The sequence below is a fragment of the Agrobacterium leguminum genome, from assembly GCF_005144435.2.
GTDB lineage: Bacteria > Pseudomonadota > Alphaproteobacteria > Rhizobiales > Rhizobiaceae > Agrobacterium > Agrobacterium leguminum.
Genome location: NZ_CP120211.1, coordinates 283,124 through 298,305 on the forward strand (window position 1 = coordinate 283,124; position 15,182 = coordinate 298,305).

Below are 15,182 nucleotides of genomic sequence, written 5' to 3' on the forward strand. Positions count from 1 at the left end.
GCTCAATCCTTCCCGTTCCAAACGAGCACCCGGATCGGCGTCGGATCGAAACCATTGCAGGGATTGTTGATCTGCGGGCAGTTGGAAATGACCAGCAACACATCCATCTCGGCCACCAGTTCGACGTAGTCGCCGGGCGAGGAAATGCCGTCCACGATGGTCATGCCGCCATTGGGCGAAATGGGCACATTCATGAAAAGGTTGATATTGGAAACGACATCGCGTTTGCCCATGCCGTATCTGGCGACCTCGGCGACGAAATTGTCCCGGCAGGCATGAAGATATTTCGTCCCGTGGCCGAAACGCACCGTGTTGCTTTCGCAGGAGCAGGCGCCGGCGGAGGTATCGTGACGGCCGCAGCTGTCGGCGGTCACGGTCAGCATTACCCGACCCTCGCTCGACATGATTTTCGTGCCGGTCGAAATATAGGCCGCGCCCTGCGCCCGCACCGTATCCTGACTGGAATAGCGTTCCGAAAAGTCTCGAGCGTTGTAAAACAGCGTATCGATGGCCTGCTGGCCGTAAGTGTCTTCGATACGAACCGTGGCGCCCTTGCTGATGAAGGTGGAGAAGGGTTTTTCAGCCGGGACGTAGTGGTTTTGCGCTGCATTTTCACATGTGCGCGACGAAACGGTTTCAATGAAATCGGTCATGTTCGTTTCTCCCGGCTCAAAGGTTGGAAAGCGCGTTGTTCTCGAAACCGCGCACGGCCTCGGCGGTGGCGGTCCGGCACAGGTCGTCGGCGGCAACCGGAGCGGCCGCAAGGCGGGTGACCGTCACCGGGTTCGGCGCATAGGCCGGGTTGGGATCAAGCGGATGCGGGCAATTGGAAAAACCGACCAGCATGTCCATTTCCGCACGCAGCTCAACATAGTCCCCGCCATTGAGGAGGGCCGGGTTCCAGAAAAACCGGCCTTCGGCATCAACACGCACGGGTGCGAAAAGCGTCAGCGCGGCCGGAATGTCACGGCGGTCGAGGCCGAGCTTCATCGCCAGCTTGATGAAGTTATCGCGGGTGTCACGCAGATGTTCGCCCTCATAACGAGCGTTGCTCTGCGCGTTCGAGCCGCCGACAAGGCAATCATGCGCGCCGGAACTGTCCTCGGTAATCGAAAACATCACACGCCCCATGTCGGAAAAGATGACGCGGCCTTTGGAAAGCCCCGTGGTCCACTGCACCTTGATCGTGTCGGGCAGATTGATGCGTTCCGAGGTGTCGGCGGCATTCCAGGCGATGAGCGCAATCGAAGAGAAGCCGTGGTTGAGGCTGATGCGCAGCACCTCTTCCCTGCGCAGCCTGGTCGTCCAGTACCAGCCGCCGGGAATGATTTCGCGGTCAAGGATTTTCGTTTCGTCGAGCGTGGGTTCGGGCAGGAGGCTGAAGCCGGGCAGTGCCTTGGGCGCAAATTCCAGCCCCTTTTTCTGATGATCTTCATAACGGGCGCGGTTGGCGGCGATTTCTTCGGGCGAACGTCTTTGGTGCATAAGGTGCTCCATGGCGGTTGAGTTCGGGTCGTCCCGGTGTCTGCCCTTGTTTGCCGGGTCGTCCCGGCGGGCCGTCGGAAGCAATTCCGGCAGGGGTTTTGAGCCGCCCCTCTATCCGCAACTGCGCAGTCGACATCAGGGCTTGGCCCTGATGCATATCGTTTCAGGCGGCGACGCCGCCGGCCCGGCGCGGCGGCCAGATCGAAATGTCGCGGGTGACCGTTGCGCCATAGCGCAGCTTTTCCTCCGGGCGGTCGCGTGGGCGCTCGAAAGCGATGACGCGGGTGGCAAGCGTGAAGGCCTCGCGCATGTCGTGCGTCACCATCACCACCGTCATCTGCGCTTCGTTCCACAGCCGTTTCATCAGCTGGTGGATTTCGGCGCGAATGCCCGGATCAAGTGCGCCGAAGGGTTCGTCGAGCAGCAGGATTTTCGGCCGCATCAGCAGCGTCTGGGCAAGCGCCAGGCGCTGCTGCATGCCACCGGAAAGCTGGGCAGGATATTTGTCTTCCGACCCTGAAAGGCCGACATCGGCGATCATGGTGCGGGCCTCGTCGGTCGCGGCCCGGCGGGCGGCGCCGAACAGCCTGCCGCTGACGGGCGACGCGGCAAGTTCCTTGCCGATCAGGACGTTACCGAGCACGGTCAGATGCGGAAACACCGAATATTTCTGGAACACGACGCCGCGGTCCGGTCCCGGTTCGTCGGGCAGCGGTTTGCCGTCGAGAAGAATCGTGCCGCGGCTCGGCCGCTCCTGGCCGAGGATCATGCGCAGGAAGGTGGTCTTGCCGCAGCCGGACGGACCGACAAGCGCGACAAACGCGCGGGATTCGATCTCGAGCGAAACATTCTCGAGCACGATCTGGTCGCCATATTCCTTCCAGACATTGTCGATGGTGAGCGTGCTCATGCCTTGTTCTCCGTTGCCGACCAGGGAAAGACGGCAAGCCGCAGCCGGTCCAGCAGCCAGTCGGTCAGCACGGCGATAAGCGTGATCCAGATGACATAGGGAAAAATCACATCCATCGCGAGATAGCGACGAACGAGGAAGATGCGATAACCGAGCCCCGCATCGGACGAAATCGCTTCCGCCGCGATCAGGAAAAGCCAGGCCGGTCCGAGCTGGAGACGCAGACAGGTGATGAGCCGCGGCAGGACCTGCGGCAGCACCACGCGCAGCGCGATCTGCCATGAGTTTGCCCCGAGCGTCTCGGCCTTGATGATCTGCTCGCGCGGCAGTTCGATGGCCCTGAGCGCCAGATCGCGGATCATCACGGGCGCCACACCGATGACGATGAGTGCGATCTTGGAAATTTCGCCAAGGCCGAGCAGGATGAAAAGGATGGGCAAAAGCGCCAGCGGCGGCACCATGGAAATGGCGCCGACGAAAGGCGAAAGCAGCGATCGTGCGTAAGGCAGCATGCCGATCAGCATGCCGATGGCCAACGCCATCGCGGTCGCTATCCCCAGTCCCGAAAACAGGCGGACGAGGCTTGCGGCCGTATCCGTCCATAGAAGAATATCACCCGTGCGGGCATCGGGGATGACGGCCAGCCGGTTGATGGCGTCGGCAAGGCCGGCAAAGCCCGGCAGAAGCTTGTCATTGGCGTTTTCGGCAAGCCGTGCCGCCGAGCCGACCGTGTAAGCGATCAGCACGGCCGCAAAGGGCAGGACGGCAAGTCCAAGACGGGCGCCGTTCGAAGGACGCGAATTGATCCAGCGCATGGGAAACTCCGGGGTGATGGCAGGGTGGAAGACCGCGCCTGGGCGCGGTGCGGCTGGTCCTCAGAGCATTCCCTTGGCCGCTTCGGCCATGTAGTCCGTCGTAAAGCGGAACTTGACGTTGGACGCGTCACCTCGGACGGCCCCATCCGGAAACGCGATGCCGATTGCGTCCGCCGATGACGCGCCGTTGCCAAGCAGGCCCTTGTCGAACAGGAAGTGCCGCACCCGGTCCATGGTCTTCGGCAGGTCCGGCGAAGCCGTGAAGGCGACCGCGTCCGCCGGCTTGTCGAACAGCTTGGTGGCCGCCATCTGGGCTTCGAAACCGGCAAGATCCGTGCCGGATGCCTTGCCCATCGCCTTGCGCGCCGCCTTGCCTTCCGCGCTCTCGGCGGTCATCACCTTCATCGTATCGTACCAGATGCCCGCGAGCGCCTTGCCGAAATCGGGATTATCCTTCAGCACATCGGTATGGGCGACCATCAGATCGATGATCTCGCCGGGGACTTTGGAACTGTCGAAAACCTTGTTGGCCGAGGAATTCTGGAGAATGGTCGAAACCAGTGGATTCCACGTTACGACAGCGGAAACCTCCGGTGTCTGGTAAGCGGCGACCATGTCCGCGTCGGACGTATTGACGACTTTCACATCGCGTTCGGATGAGCCGATGGTTTCGAGCGCCCGTGCAAGCAGATAATGCGACACGGAGAACTCCACGAGATTGATGTTCTGGCCCTTGATCTCGGCAAGGTCTTTTTTGTCCTTGAGGATGACGGCATCGTTTCCGTTGGAGAAGTCGCCGACGATGACGGCGGTTGTATCGACGCCGCCGGCAGCGGGAATCGACAGGCCGTCCATGTTGGTCAGGGTCACGGCGTCATAGGCGCCCGCCGTATACTGGTTCATCGATTCCACATAGTCGTTGAACTGCGTGACCTCGATATTGATGCCGTATTTGTCGGCCCATTTCTTGACGATGCCATGGTCGGCGGCATAGCCCCAGGGCATCCAGCCGACATAGATCGACCAGGCGACCTTGAAATCCTTTTTGGGCGCAGCATCCGCTGTCGAAACCAGCGGGAGCGCAAGAAGGCCCCCCAGCGCGGAAATGGAGATGATTGTTCTGAAAGTCTGCATTGGTATTCCCCTTTTGCTTGTTCTCAAAAAGGGATCGGCATAGACCAACGCCGCCAATCCCTTGGCTAACGAGGTCTCCCGGGCTTTTGTCCCGCCGTGCATCCGTGCGAGATTTCTCCTCGCACAGTGGCTGCTCTCGGACCAGTCATGCAAACCTGCACCGGAACCCTAGCGGCCAACTCGGAATAAACGAAGCAAACCGCGTGCCAGATTGGATTTCGGGCTTTGCCGCGCGATTTCGCCAAAATGCGAAGAAGAGTGCCTGATTTGTGTTCTTGCCGATGGGCTTCCAAGCATATTTTTTAGGCGCAGCTTGGCGCAATCCGCTCTGGCGTCATCACGATGGCAGTCTCGTCGGATGGTAACGCCTGTTTAGATCGCGCAGATGCGAGCAATGACTGGACGGCGTCCGGTTGCGGCGACAGGCGATGCCCATCACATGGCTTCGTCAGTTGACGCCCGCCCGAAGCAGGACGCCGACGGCCGAGTCGAAATGTTCGGTCATGGCGGCCTCCGCCATCTCCATATTCTGGAGGCTGATCGCTTCAGCGATCCTCTGGTGGCAACGGATGTTTTCCGTGCGGTTCTCCAGAGTGGCGCGGCTGCGCCAGCCGATATGCCAGGTCTGCTGCGTTACGACACGGAAAGAGCCGACGATGATTCCATAAAGAGAGTTGCCCGAAGCCTGGGCGATCAGTTCGTGGAAGCGAATGTCGAGCTCCATCAACGCCTCCGGTGTTTCGAGCGCGTTGAACATGTCTTCCACGATCTGGAGAAGCTCCCGCGCCTGGGCGTCCGTACGGCGCAGCGATGCAAGGCTTGCCATGCGCAGCTCAAGCGTGCGCCGCACGTCCAGAACCTGCTGAATGCTGAGCTGCTTCGTTGCCACGGTATGGTCGAGAATCATGCTGAGCGGTATCGCATCCGGTGCCGCAACCCGCGCCCGGCGGCCGGAGCTGACCTCGAGGATCCCGAGTGCGGCAAGGGCACGGAAGGCCTCCCGCGTCACGGATCGGGAAACATCGAGCTTGGCGGCCATGGCCGTTTCGCTGGGCATGGGGCTGCCCGGCCGAAGCTGGTTTTCGCGCATATAGGCGCGCACATCGACAATGGCCCGTTCAACGAGGCCTATATCTTCTTCGTAAACCTGTCCTACAGCTTTTGTCATTTCGGAACATTACTTTCGCATTTTTGGTTGACAGGATTATACGAGACTGGCAGAAATTCTGCCATAAAAATTGGGCGGAAAGAAACGTCAGTCAGACTTCGATGGAGAAACAGGGCCGCATGCTTCGTATGCGATCGATGGATTTCCTTTGTCTCTGCGGTTTTCCCGCTGAAATGGCGGCTTGGCGAAAGTCGGGCGGATTGAACGGAAGCAATGATGAAAATAACTGCGATCAAGACTTTTCGAGCAGAAGAGTTCTCCAATGTTCTCTGGGTGCATGTGGAGACCGATCAGGGCGTTACCGGCCTCGGCGAAACCTTTTATGGGGCGGCGGCCGTCGAAGCCCACATCCACGATACGCTGGCAAGCCGGCTGGTGGGCCGTAACCCGCTTCATATAGAAGCCCTTCACCGGGAAATGCTCAACCTGCCGATGGCCCATGCCTCGACGGGGGCGGAACACCGTGCGGCTTCCGCAGTCGACATCGCGCTGTGGGATATTTTCGGCAAGGTATGTGGGCAGCCTGTCCACCAGATGCTAGGCGGGCTCTGCGTGGAGAAGATGCGTGTCTACAATACCTGCGCCGGAAGCCGCTATGTGCGGACGAAGAAGATCAAGCCGGTCGATACCTGGAATTTGGGTGAGGAAGCCGGTCCTTACGAAGACCTCGACGGTTTCATGAACCGGGCGGGCGAACTGGCGGAAGACCTTTTGTCGAACGGGATCACGGCCATGAAGATCTGGCCGTTCGATCCTCCGGCGATGGAAAACCGCGGCCTGTTCATCACGGCGGAACAGATGAAGACGGCGATCAAGCCGTTCGAGCTGATCCGCAAGGCCGTCGGCGACAAGATGGATATCATGGTCGAGTTCCATTCGCTGTGGAACCTGCCGGTTGCCAAGCAGATCGCGCGGGCGCTCGAGCCGTTCAAGCCCACATGGTACGAAGATCCGATACGGATGAATTCGCCGCAGGCGCTTGCCGAATACGCGCATTCCACCGATGTGTGGACCTGCGCCTCCGAAACGCTCGGCACCCGTTTTGCCTATAAGGACTATCTCGACCGCGACGCCGCCCATGTCGTCATGGCCGACCTGTGCTGGACGGGCGGCCTGACCGAGGGCCGCAAGATCGCGGCCATGGCGGAAACCTATCACCGGCCTTTTGCCCCGCATGACTGCATCGGCCCGGTCGGGTTCGCCGCCGCCATCCACATGAGCTTTTCGCAGCCCAACACGCTTATCCAGGAAAGCGTGCGCGCTTTTTACAAGGGCTGGTATCGCGAACTGGTGACGGAGGTTCCGCGTATCGAGGGCGGCTTCGTTTATCCGATGGAAGGCCCCGGTCTCGGCACTGAACTGCAACCGTCCTTCTTCGAACGCTCGGATCTCTCCGTCCGCGTCTCTGAACTCTGAGGGGAATCGTCATGAGCGTTTCACTATTCGATCTGAGCGGCAAGACGGCGCTGATCACCGGTTCGTCCCGTGGTTTGGGGCGGGCCTTTGCCGAGGGGCTGGCGAATGCCGGCGCCCGGGTGATCCTCAATGGCGTCGACGCCACCCGACTGGAAGAGGCGGCTGCGGCGATGCGGTCGACAGGTCGTGAGGTGCTGACCGCGGCGTTCGACGTGACCGACGAAGCCGCTGTCATCGCAGCCTTCGAGCGGTTCGACCGGGACGGTATCCGGGTGGATATCCTCGTCAACAATGCCGGCATCCAGTTCCGCAAGCCTATGCTGGAGCTGGAGAGCGCCGACTGGCGAAGGGTGATCGACACCAATCTGACGTCGGCCTTCCTCGTCGGCCGGGAGGCGGCCAGGCGAATGGCGGAGCGCGGTTCCGGCAAGATCATCAATATCGGATCGCTGACCTCCGAACTCGCCCGGGCAACGGTTGCGCCTTATACCGTGGCGAAAGGCGGCATCAAGATGCTGACCAAGGCCATGGCGGCTGAGTGGGCCGAAAAGGGCATTCAGGCCAATGCGATCGGCCCCGGCTACATGATCACCGATATGAACGAGGCCCTGCTCGCCAACCCGGAATTCGACGCCTGGGTCAAGGCGCGTACGCCGGCGCGGCGCTGGGGGCGTCCGGAAGAACTGGCGGGAACCGTCATCTATTTTGCGTCCGCCGCGTCCGACTACGTCAATGGCCAGATCGTCTATGCCGATGGCGGCATGATCTCCGTGTTGTAGGCGAGCGCCCGCAATTGGTTTCGTCACGCTTGGGGAGAGCGTGACGGGCTCAAGCAAACGAGCGGAGGAGCAACATGAAACTCCTATCGATGAAGCGTGCATTCGGCGCGGGCGTCACGCAACCTTGGTGACGTGTGAGCCTTTGCCACACGCCGCCCGGCAAAAACCATTTGGCTAAAATCGCTTGCGCTGGTATTGTCCGCCCAACGAAACCTTATGAAAGCCAGCAGCATAGCGTCTACGCTTGTGCGCGGCGAAATGGACAAGACAGTGATCGACCCCGGAAACGGCCCAAAGCCGTCGGAACAAGGGGCGTCGGTGGCGAACAAAGGGAAAGCGAAGCGATCCCGCCGTGGCAAGAAACACAAGCGTGACGGTCAGCCCCGTGACGCTGCTGTGCTGTCGCATGATGTTGCCGCGGATGTTCCGGCCGGTTCCTCCTACGTATCGGCTCTTGAGCCGGATGCCGAGCCGCGCAAGAGAAAGCGCCGCAGGCGCTCTCGCGGCAAGGGTGCGTCTCAGCAGGCTGCCCCAGCTTCCACCGTGCAGACGCAGGCTCCAGCCGCAACAGACGCTGCCAATCCATCCTCCGTGCCGCCGGGCGCAGGGCGAAAGTCGCGCCACCGCAAGCGTGGTCACCGCGATCCGCGCAGCCGCGATCCACAGGGCCGTCCGCTGGTTCCCACCCATGCGCCGAAACACGTCGGCAAGCAGAATGGTCGCGCCAATGGGGCCGGACAGGAACCGCACCGGCAATCTGAAATATCCGCGCGCCATGCAGGCCGCCAGCATGAGCATGGCCAGGAGCCGCCGGCGGATATGTATGCCGCGCTCGATCTCGGCACCAATAATTGCCGCCTATTGATTGCGCAGCCGACGCGGCCCGGCCAGTTCCGGGTCGTCGATGCCTTTTCGCGCATCGTTCGGTTGGGCGAGGGGCTGGTGTCGAGCGGCCGGCTTTCTGACGACGCCATGGATCGAGCTGTCGAGGCGCTGAAAGTCTGCTCCGCGAAACTCTCCGGTCGTCCGATCAGGCGCATGCGGCTCATCGCGACCGAGGCCTGCCGCGCTGCGTCGAATGGCGAAGAGTTTCTGGCGCGGGTTACGCGGGAAACGGGACTGAAGCTCGAAATCATCAGCCGCGAGACGGAAGCCCGCCTTGCGGTGTCTGGCTGCGCCTCTCTCGTTGGGCGCGAGGCGCGTTCGGTCGTGCTGTTCGATATCGGTGGCGGATCGTCGGAAATCGCTGTCATCAAGGTCGGGGAAAACCGCTCGAACCGGCTCGCCAATCACATCACCCACTGGACCTCGTTGCCGGTCGGCGTCGTCACGCTTTCGGAACGTCATGGCGGGCGCGATGTGACGCCGGACGTCTTCGCCGCCATGGTGCGGGAAGTCGAAGGGCTGCTCGATGCCTTCCATTGCCCGCCTCTCGCGCCGCAAACCCATCACGAGGATTTTCATCTGATCGGGACCTCGGGCACGGTCACGACGCTTGCCGGCGTCCATCTCGATCTGCCACGATACGATCGCCGCAAGGTGGATGGCCTCTGGCTTTCCGATGCCGAGGTGACGGCGATGCAGGACAAGCTTCTGGCCTGGGATTTCGCGGGCCGCGCCGCCAATGCCTGCATCGGGCCTGACAGGGCCGATCTGGTTCTGGCCGGCTGCGCCATTCTCGAGGCCATTCGCCGCCGCTGGCCGGCACGCCGCATGCGCGTGGCGGATCGCGGTCTTCGCGAAGGCCTGCTGACGGATATGATGGCGGATGACGGCGCATGGCGGCGCAACCGCATAAGGCGCATGCAGATGACACGGCAGGACAGGACGGAAGGTTTGACATGAGCAAGGCGCCGACAAGCAACAACCGCACCGGCCGCAAGATCGGCCAGAAGGTCAAGAAGACCAAGCTCAAGGCCTCGTCGCGCCGCTGGCTGGAACGTCATATCAACGACCCCTATGTGCAGCGCGCCAGGCTTGAAGGCTATCGCGCCCGCGCCGCCTTCAAGCTTTTGGAAATCAACGACAAGCACCAGATCCTCAAAGGCGCGCGCCGCATCATCGACCTTGGCGCCGCCCCCGGCAGCTGGTCGCAGATCGCGTCGAAGGTGACGGATTCCACCGAGGACGATATCCGCGTCGCGGCTATCGATTTTCTCGAGATCGATCCCATCCCCGGCGTAAAAATCCTGCAGCTCGACTTCCTCGATCCGAGCGCGCCGGAAAAGCTGATGGAGGCCGTTGGCGGCACGCCCGATCTGGTGCTGTCGGACATGGCCGCGCCCACCACCGGGCACCAGAAGACCGATCATATCCGCACCATGCATCTGTGCGAAGTCGCGGCCGATTTCGCCGTTCAGGTGCTGGCAGAAGGCGGTCACTTCCTTGCCAAGACCTTCCAGGGCGGCACGGAAAAGGCATTGCTGGATATGCTGAAGAAGAACTTCAAGCAGGTTCTGCACATCAAGCCGGCGTCCTCACGCTCGGAATCGGTGGAAATGTTCCTGCTTGCCAAGCACTTCAAGGGCCGCAAGAGCGAGCCGCACGTCGATGCGGAAGCCGAAGAGGCTTCCGAAGACTGATCACTCCGCCGGTTGTGAGACCTTGCCGCGGTGGCCGGAGACGGCCGCCCCGGCATTGCCGTCCATGCGGATGATCGGCACGATGGCGAACAGCGATACCAGCGCCACGATGGTGAAGGCGATGTGGAAATCGGCGAGCTGCAGATGCGTACCCGACATCATGCTGCTGACTTCCAGAATGGAGGCGGCGAAAGCCACGCCCAGCGCCAGGCTGATCTGCTGCAGCACCGACGCCATCGAGGTCGCCTGGCTGGCCTGACTGTCCTCGATATCGGAATAGCTGAGCGCGTTCGATCCGGTGAAGAAGAAGGACCGGGCAAATCCCGCTGTCACAAGGAAGATCATGATCAGCGGATAGGGCGTTTCCGGGGTGAAGAAGCTGTTGGCGAGCGTGGTGCAGGCGCCGACGATGCCGGCCCCGATCAGTGTCGAGCGGAATCCGGTTGCCGCAAACACCCGCTTGGCCATGAATTTCGTGGTGATCGCACCGATTGCGCCGGCAAAGGTGATCATGCCCGACTGGAACGGGTTAAGCCCGAAACCGATCTGCAGCATCAGCGGCATCAGGAAGGGTATGGCGCCCGTGGAAATGCGGAAAACGGTGCCGCCGACGGAAGCCGCCCGGAAGGTCGCGTTCTGGAATATGCGAAAATCCAGAATGGGGGCAGGGTGGCGCGCGGCGTGGCGCAGATAAAGAAAACCGCAGATAAAACCGATGATCGTCGAGGCAATGCCGATGGCGGGCGGCAGCGCGGGCAGGCTGACGACGGAGAGGCCGAACACCACGCCGGAGGCGGCGATGCCTGACAGCACGAAGCCCTTGCCATCCATGGGTGGCGGGTTGGTGGTTTCGATTTCCGGCAGGAAGATCGTCGAGAGCCAGATGCCGATGACGCCGATCGGTACATTGATCAGGAAAATCCAGTGCCATGAAAAATAGGTGGTGATGAAACCGCCGATGGGCGGGCCGGTCAGCGGTCCCACCAGCCCCGGAATTGTCAGCAGCGCCATGGCGGAGACGAGTTCGCTGCGCTTGGTCGTGCGCAAAAGCACGAGGCGGCCGACGGGCGTCATCATCGCCCCGCCCATGCCCTGCAGGAACCGCGAAAGCACGAATTCGAACACCGAGGACGAGACCGCGCAGCAGATCGACCCCACCACGAAGACGCCGATGGCGAAACGGAAGATTTTCTTCGCGCCGTATTTGTCGGCCATCCAGCCGCTGATCGGAATGAAGATCGCCAGCGCCACCATATAGGCCGTCAATGCGAGCTTGAGCGTGATCGGGCCGACATGAAGGTCGGCGGCAATTGCCGGCAGCGAGGTGGCGATGACGGTGGAGTCCATCTGCTCCATGAAGAGAGCGACTGCCAGGATGAGGGGAATGATGCGGTTCATGAGGCTGCCTGCGGCTTTCCGCTGCGACAAAGGATATCGCCGTTCCTCCTACGCCTGATAAGCGGGCTTGCCAACACGTTAATTATCAATTTCTCAAGTTCCGATCAAACCTGCGTGAGGCCGGTTTTCTTGCAACTTTCTCGCTCTATTGTCCGTTGGCATGGTTCAGTTGGCGATCACGGCCAGTTGGCGATATCGGGAGAAAGATAATGACCCAATCCTTGAGCATGAGCAGACGCGGCCTCATCGGTGCGGCGGGCGCAAGCGTTCTCGGTGCGCCGCTGTTGATGGCGCGCACGGCAACGGCCCAGACCAACCAGCCGCAAACCTCCATGGAGATAGAACACGCGATGCCGCCTGAAACCAATCGCTTCAAGCTCGGCAATTTCGAAGTGCTGGTGGTGAAGGATGGCGCGCGCGCGGCCCCCAATCCCGGCGAGACCTTCGGCACCGACCAGTCGGCCGAGACGGTCGGAAAATTGCTGGAAGACAATTTTCTGCCGAAGGAGCAATTCGTCAATTCCTTCTCGCCGGTCCTCGTCAATACCGGCACCGATCTCGTGCTGTTCGATACCGGTTTCGGTGAGGCCGGGCGCGGTGCGGGCAATGGCCGGTTAATCGAAGGCATGGCGGCCGCCGGTTATACGCCGGAAGATGTGACCGTGGTGGTGCTGACCCATATGCATGGCGACCATATTGGCGGCCTGATGGAAAAGGGCGCTCCGGCTTTTTCCAAGGCGCGCTACGTGTTCGGCCAGGCGGAGTATGATTTCTGGACGGATGAGAAGCGCGTCGGCACGCCTGCCGAAGGCGGTCACAAGGGCGTTCTCACGAACGTCAAGCCGCTGGCGGAAAAGGCGACCTTCATTGGCGACGGCGCCAGTGTCGTATCCGGGATCACCGGCGTGGCGGCCTTCGGTCATTCGCCGGGGCACATGATCTTCCGTGTCGAATCGGAAGGCAAACAACTCATCCTGACGGCGGATACGGCCAACCATTTCGTCCTTTCCCTGCAAAAGCCAGACTGGGAGGTGAAGTTCGACATGGACAAGGCGGCAGCCGCCGCGACCCGCAAGAAGGTCTATGACATGATCGCCACCGACCGTTTGCCTTTCCTTGGCTATCACATGCCTTTCCCGGCGGTCGGTTACGCCGAAAAGCTGGATACCGGCTATCGTTTCGTGCCGAAATCCTATCAGTTCGACATCTGATATCTGCTGCAATGCAGCAACAGAAAAAGCCCGGAAGGCAATTCCGGGTTTTTTCTATTCCCTTCCTGTCATGAACGTGTTACCAGCCCTCGCCAACTTCCAAGCAATCCTTGCAGGGCGCCGGGGTGAACTTTTCGTTCCGGAACGGCCACGCATTTTCAGTATGAAGGAATTTGGTCATGGCACGCATCATTCAAACACCCACTGGTTTGGACGCTCTCACATTTGACGATGTGTTGCTGCAACCCGGACATTCCGAAGTCATGCCGGGACAGACGAATATCGCCACCCGCATCGCCCGCGATATCGATCTCAACCTGCCGATCCTCTCTTCCGCCATGGATACGGTTACCGAAGGCCGCCTTGCCATCGCCATGGCCCAGGCCGGCGGCATCGGCGTCATCCACCGCAACCTCACCCCCATCGAACAGGCCGAAGAAGTACGGCAGGTGAAGAAGTTCGAAAGCGGCATGGTCGTCAACCCGGTCACCATTGGCCCGGATGCGACGCTTGCGGAAGCACAGGCCTTGATGAAGGCGCATGGCATTTCCGGTATTCCGGTCGTTGAAAACGGCGGTTCTGGCGGCCACAAGAACGGCCGTCTCGTTGGCATTCTCACCAATCGCGACGTGCGCTTCGCCTCCGATCCGCAGCAGAAAATCTACGAACTGATGACCCGCGAAAATCTGGTCACGGTCAAGGAAAGCAGCGTCGATCAGCAGGAAGCGCGCCGCCTGCTGCACAAGCACCGCATCGAAAAGCTGCTGGTTGTGGACGCCAAGGGCAATTGCGTCGGCCTCATCACCGTCAAGGATATCGAGAAGTCGCAGCTGAACCCCAACGCCACCAAGGATGCGCAGGGCCGCCTTCGCGCCGCTGCCGCCATCAGCGTCGGTGCTGACGCCATCGAGCGCGCCGAGCGTCTCATCGATGCCGGCGTCGACCTTCTGGTCGTCGATACCGCGCATGGCCACTCGCAGCGCGTGCTGGATGCCGTCTCGCAGGTCAAGAAGATGTCGAACTCGGTTCGCATCATCGCCGGCAATGTCGCCACCGCCGACGGCACCAAGGCGCTGATCGATGCCGGCGCCGATGGCGTCAAGGTCGGTATCGGCCCCGGCTCCATCTGCACCACCCGCATCGTCGCCGGCGTCGGCGTTCCGCAGCTTGCGGCCATCATGTCGTCGGTCGAAGTGGCCAATGCGGCTGATATCCCCGTCATCGCCGATGGCGGTATCAAGTTCTCGGGCGATCTGGCCAAGGCAATCGCCGCCGGCGCTTCCGCCGTCATGATCGGCTCGCTGCTGGCCGGCACGGATGAAAGCCCGGGCGAAGTGTTCCTTTATCAGGGTCGTTCCTTCAAGGCCTATCGCGGCATGGGCTCCGTTGGCGCCATGGCGCGCGGTTCCGCCGACCGTTATTTCCAGGCGGAAGTGCGCGACACGCTGAAGCTCGTTCCGGAAGGCATCGAAGGTCAGGTTCCCTATAAGGGCCCGGTTTCCGGCGTCCTGCACCAGCTGGCAGGTGGCCTCAAGGCTGCCATGGGTTATGTCGGCGGCAGCAACATCAAGGAATTCCAGGAGCGCGCCACCTTCGTTCGCATCTCCAGCGCGGGCCTGCGCGAAAGCCACGCCCATGACGTGACGATCACCCGCGAAAGCCCGAACTACCCCGGCGCGGTTTGATCTTTCGAGGCGAATCCGTAAAAGGATACTGAGTATTTGGCGCTCCCCGATTCATGCCGGATCGGGGAGCGTTTTCATGATTGGAGAAGAAAGCATGTCACCCACGACCGCAATGTTCTGGCCGATGATCGCCCATGTCTTTCTGGTCTTCTGGCTTTACGGGCTTCTGATCGTCCGGCGCAACAAATACACCTTCAAGGACCGCGAATCGGCGATCAAGCTGCGCGACCGGGGCGAGGAGGCGCGCGAAAGCCATCTGGTGAACCGCAACATCGCCAATCAGTTCGAACTGCCGGTGCTGTTTCACATCGCTTGCCTGCTGCTCTACATCACGGATGCGGACAATATCGTCACCGTCGTTCTGGCATGGCTGTTCGTGCTCTCGCGTTATGCCCATTCCTATATCCACGTCACCAGCAACCGCCTGCGTCAGCGTGGCGCATTGTTCGGCATCGGCTTTGCGCTGGTCGTCTGCCTGTGGGCATGGCTCGCCATATGGTTGGCGCTGGAGTAAATCAGCACCGTGAGGTTGCCTCATAAGTGAGACAATCCCGCCTTGCAAAATGCTCCGATTTGCGATGGGTCAATTCCATGACACC

The 15,182-nt window shown here is 61.0% G+C and carries 14 protein-coding genes and 1 riboswitch; of the genes, 7 read left to right on the top strand and 7 right to left on the bottom strand.

Translation table 11 applies throughout. The features are described from left to right. Positions 1-2: 2 nt before the first annotated feature. The 6 genes from CFBP4996_RS01360 to CFBP4996_RS01385 all read right to left on the bottom strand — a co-directional run bounded on the left by CFBP4996_RS01360 (position 3) and on the right by CFBP4996_RS01385 (position 5,512). Positions 3-653, bottom strand: a complete 651-nt coding sequence (locus tag CFBP4996_RS01360; protein ID WP_080852647.1) for an urea amidolyase associated protein UAAP2 — start codon at positions 651-653, stop codon at positions 3-5. A 16-nt stretch (positions 654-669) separates the two neighbouring features. Then, positions 670-1,485, bottom strand: a complete 816-nt coding sequence (locus tag CFBP4996_RS01365; RefSeq protein WP_170988558.1) for an urea amidolyase associated protein UAAP1 — start codon at positions 1,483-1,485, stop codon at positions 670-672. A 163-nt stretch (positions 1,486-1,648) separates the two neighbouring features. Further along, on the bottom strand, positions 1,649-2,395 hold the full coding sequence (locus CFBP4996_RS01370) for an ABC transporter ATP-binding protein (RefSeq protein ID WP_080852645.1): 747 nt from the start codon (positions 2,393-2,395) through the stop codon (positions 1,649-1,651). Then, positions 2,392-3,210 carry an ABC transporter permease gene (locus CFBP4996_RS01375; RefSeq protein WP_080852644.1) on the bottom strand — a complete coding sequence of 273 codons (819 nt, stop codon included), beginning with the start codon at positions 3,208-3,210 and terminating at the stop codon, positions 2,392-2,394. The genes CFBP4996_RS01370 and CFBP4996_RS01375 overlap by 4 nt, the downstream gene beginning before the upstream one ends. Positions 3,211-3,270: 60 nt before the next feature. Further along, positions 3,271-4,344 carry a putative urea ABC transporter substrate-binding protein gene (locus CFBP4996_RS01380; protein ID WP_080852643.1) on the bottom strand — a complete coding sequence of 358 codons (1,074 nt, stop codon included), beginning with the start codon at positions 4,342-4,344 and terminating at the stop codon, positions 3,271-3,273. A gap of 73 nt (positions 4,345-4,417) precedes the next feature. Continuing rightward, a riboswitch (guanidine-I (ykkC/yxkD leader) is annotated at positions 4,418-4,527 on the bottom strand. A 265-nt stretch (positions 4,528-4,792) separates the two neighbouring features. After that, positions 4,793-5,512 (bottom strand): FadR/GntR family transcriptional regulator, encoded by a 720-nt coding sequence (locus CFBP4996_RS01385; protein ID WP_080852642.1) that lies wholly within the window; start codon positions 5,510-5,512, stop codon positions 4,793-4,795. Positions 5,513-5,728: 216 nt separating this feature from the next. Here CFBP4996_RS01385 and CFBP4996_RS01390 point away from each other — a divergent pair, with 216 nt between their 5' ends. From CFBP4996_RS01390 to CFBP4996_RS01405, 4 genes are all read left to right on the top strand, one after another. Continuing rightward, positions 5,729-6,928, top strand: coding sequence for a mandelate racemase/muconate lactonizing enzyme family protein (locus CFBP4996_RS01390; protein ID WP_035236078.1), 1,200 nt, complete (start codon positions 5,729-5,731; stop codon positions 6,926-6,928). 11 nt (positions 6,929-6,939) lie between these two features. Next, complete coding sequence (locus CFBP4996_RS01395; RefSeq protein ID WP_004432705.1) at positions 6,940-7,707, top strand: SDR family oxidoreductase; 768 nt, start codon at positions 6,940-6,942, stop codon at positions 7,705-7,707. Between the two features lie 216 nt (positions 7,708-7,923). Beyond that, positions 7,924-9,552: a Ppx/GppA phosphatase family protein gene (locus CFBP4996_RS01400; protein ID WP_004432708.1), complete on the top strand. Its 1,629-nt coding sequence runs from the start codon at positions 7,924-7,926 to the stop codon at positions 9,550-9,552. Continuing rightward, the gene (locus CFBP4996_RS01405) at positions 9,549-10,289 is read left to right on the top strand and encodes an RlmE family RNA methyltransferase (RefSeq protein ID WP_080852641.1); all 741 of its coding nucleotides are present in this window, start codon (positions 9,549-9,551) and stop codon (positions 10,287-10,289) included. Before CFBP4996_RS01400 ends, CFBP4996_RS01405 begins: the two co-directional genes overlap by 4 nt. Here CFBP4996_RS01405 and CFBP4996_RS01410 read toward each other — a convergent pair whose 3' ends face one another. Next, positions 10,290-11,687 (bottom strand): MDR family MFS transporter, encoded by a 1,398-nt coding sequence (locus tag CFBP4996_RS01410; protein WP_035236057.1) that lies wholly within the window; start codon positions 11,685-11,687, stop codon positions 10,290-10,292. A gap of 209 nt (positions 11,688-11,896) precedes the next feature. Here CFBP4996_RS01410 and CFBP4996_RS01415 point away from each other — a divergent pair, with 209 nt between their 5' ends. The 3 genes from CFBP4996_RS01415 (at position 11,897) to CFBP4996_RS01425 (ending at position 15,097) form a co-directional block, all read left to right on the top strand. Then, positions 11,897-12,898 (top strand): MBL fold metallo-hydrolase, encoded by a 1,002-nt coding sequence (locus CFBP4996_RS01415; protein ID WP_035263186.1) that lies wholly within the window; start codon positions 11,897-11,899, stop codon positions 12,896-12,898. 179 nt (positions 12,899-13,077) lie between these two features. Further along, positions 13,078-14,583, top strand: a complete 1,506-nt coding sequence (gene guaB, locus CFBP4996_RS01420) for an IMP dehydrogenase (RefSeq protein WP_065654415.1) — start codon at positions 13,078-13,080, stop codon at positions 14,581-14,583. A gap of 112 nt (positions 14,584-14,695) precedes the next feature. Then, positions 14,696-15,097 (top strand): MAPEG family protein, encoded by a 402-nt coding sequence (locus tag CFBP4996_RS01425; RefSeq protein WP_162935994.1) that lies wholly within the window; start codon positions 14,696-14,698, stop codon positions 15,095-15,097. Positions 15,098-15,182 lie beyond the last annotated feature (85 nt).

Bases quoted from the DNA above. Each gene is read 5' to 3' on its own strand.
- CFBP4996_RS01375 (WP_080852644.1), bottom strand. From the start codon at position 3,210: ATGCGCTGGATCAATTCGCGTCCTTCGAACGGCGCCCGTCTTGGACTT.
- CFBP4996_RS01395 (WP_004432705.1), top strand. From the start codon at position 6,940: ATGAGCGTTTCACTATTCGATCTGAGCGGCAAGACGGCGCTGATCACC.
- CFBP4996_RS01390 (WP_035236078.1), top strand. From the start codon at position 5,729: ATGAAAATAACTGCGATCAAGACTTTTCGAGCAGAAGAGTTCTCCAAT.
- CFBP4996_RS01425 (WP_162935994.1), top strand. From the start codon at position 14,696: ATGTTCTGGCCGATGATCGCCCATGTCTTTCTGGTCTTCTGGCTTTAC.
- CFBP4996_RS01385 (WP_080852642.1), bottom strand. From the start codon at position 5,512: ATGACAAAAGCTGTAGGACAGGTTTACGAAGAAGATATAGGCCTCGTT.
- CFBP4996_RS01360 (WP_080852647.1), bottom strand. From the start codon at position 653: ATGACCGATTTCATTGAAACCGTTTCGTCGCGCACATGTGAAAATGCA.
- CFBP4996_RS01370 (WP_080852645.1), bottom strand. From the start codon at position 2,395: ATGAGCACGCTCACCATCGACAATGTCTGGAAGGAATATGGCGACCAG.
- CFBP4996_RS01380 (WP_080852643.1), bottom strand. From the start codon at position 4,344: ATGCAGACTTTCAGAACAATCATCTCCATTTCCGCGCTGGGGGGCCTT.
- CFBP4996_RS01410 (WP_035236057.1), bottom strand. From the start codon at position 11,687: ATGAACCGCATCATTCCCCTCATCCTGGCAGTCGCTCTCTTCATGGAG.
- CFBP4996_RS01415 (WP_035263186.1), top strand. From the start codon at position 11,897: ATGACCCAATCCTTGAGCATGAGCAGACGCGGCCTCATCGGTGCGGCG.
- CFBP4996_RS01405 (WP_080852641.1), top strand. From the start codon at position 9,549: ATGAGCAAGGCGCCGACAAGCAACAACCGCACCGGCCGCAAGATCGGC.
- CFBP4996_RS01400 (WP_004432708.1), top strand. From the start codon at position 7,924: ATGAAAGCCAGCAGCATAGCGTCTACGCTTGTGCGCGGCGAAATGGAC.
- CFBP4996_RS01365 (WP_170988558.1), bottom strand. From the start codon at position 1,485: ATGCACCAAAGACGTTCGCCCGAAGAAATCGCCGCCAACCGCGCCCGT.
- guaB (WP_065654415.1), top strand. From the start codon at position 13,078: ATGGCACGCATCATTCAAACACCCACTGGTTTGGACGCTCTCACATTT.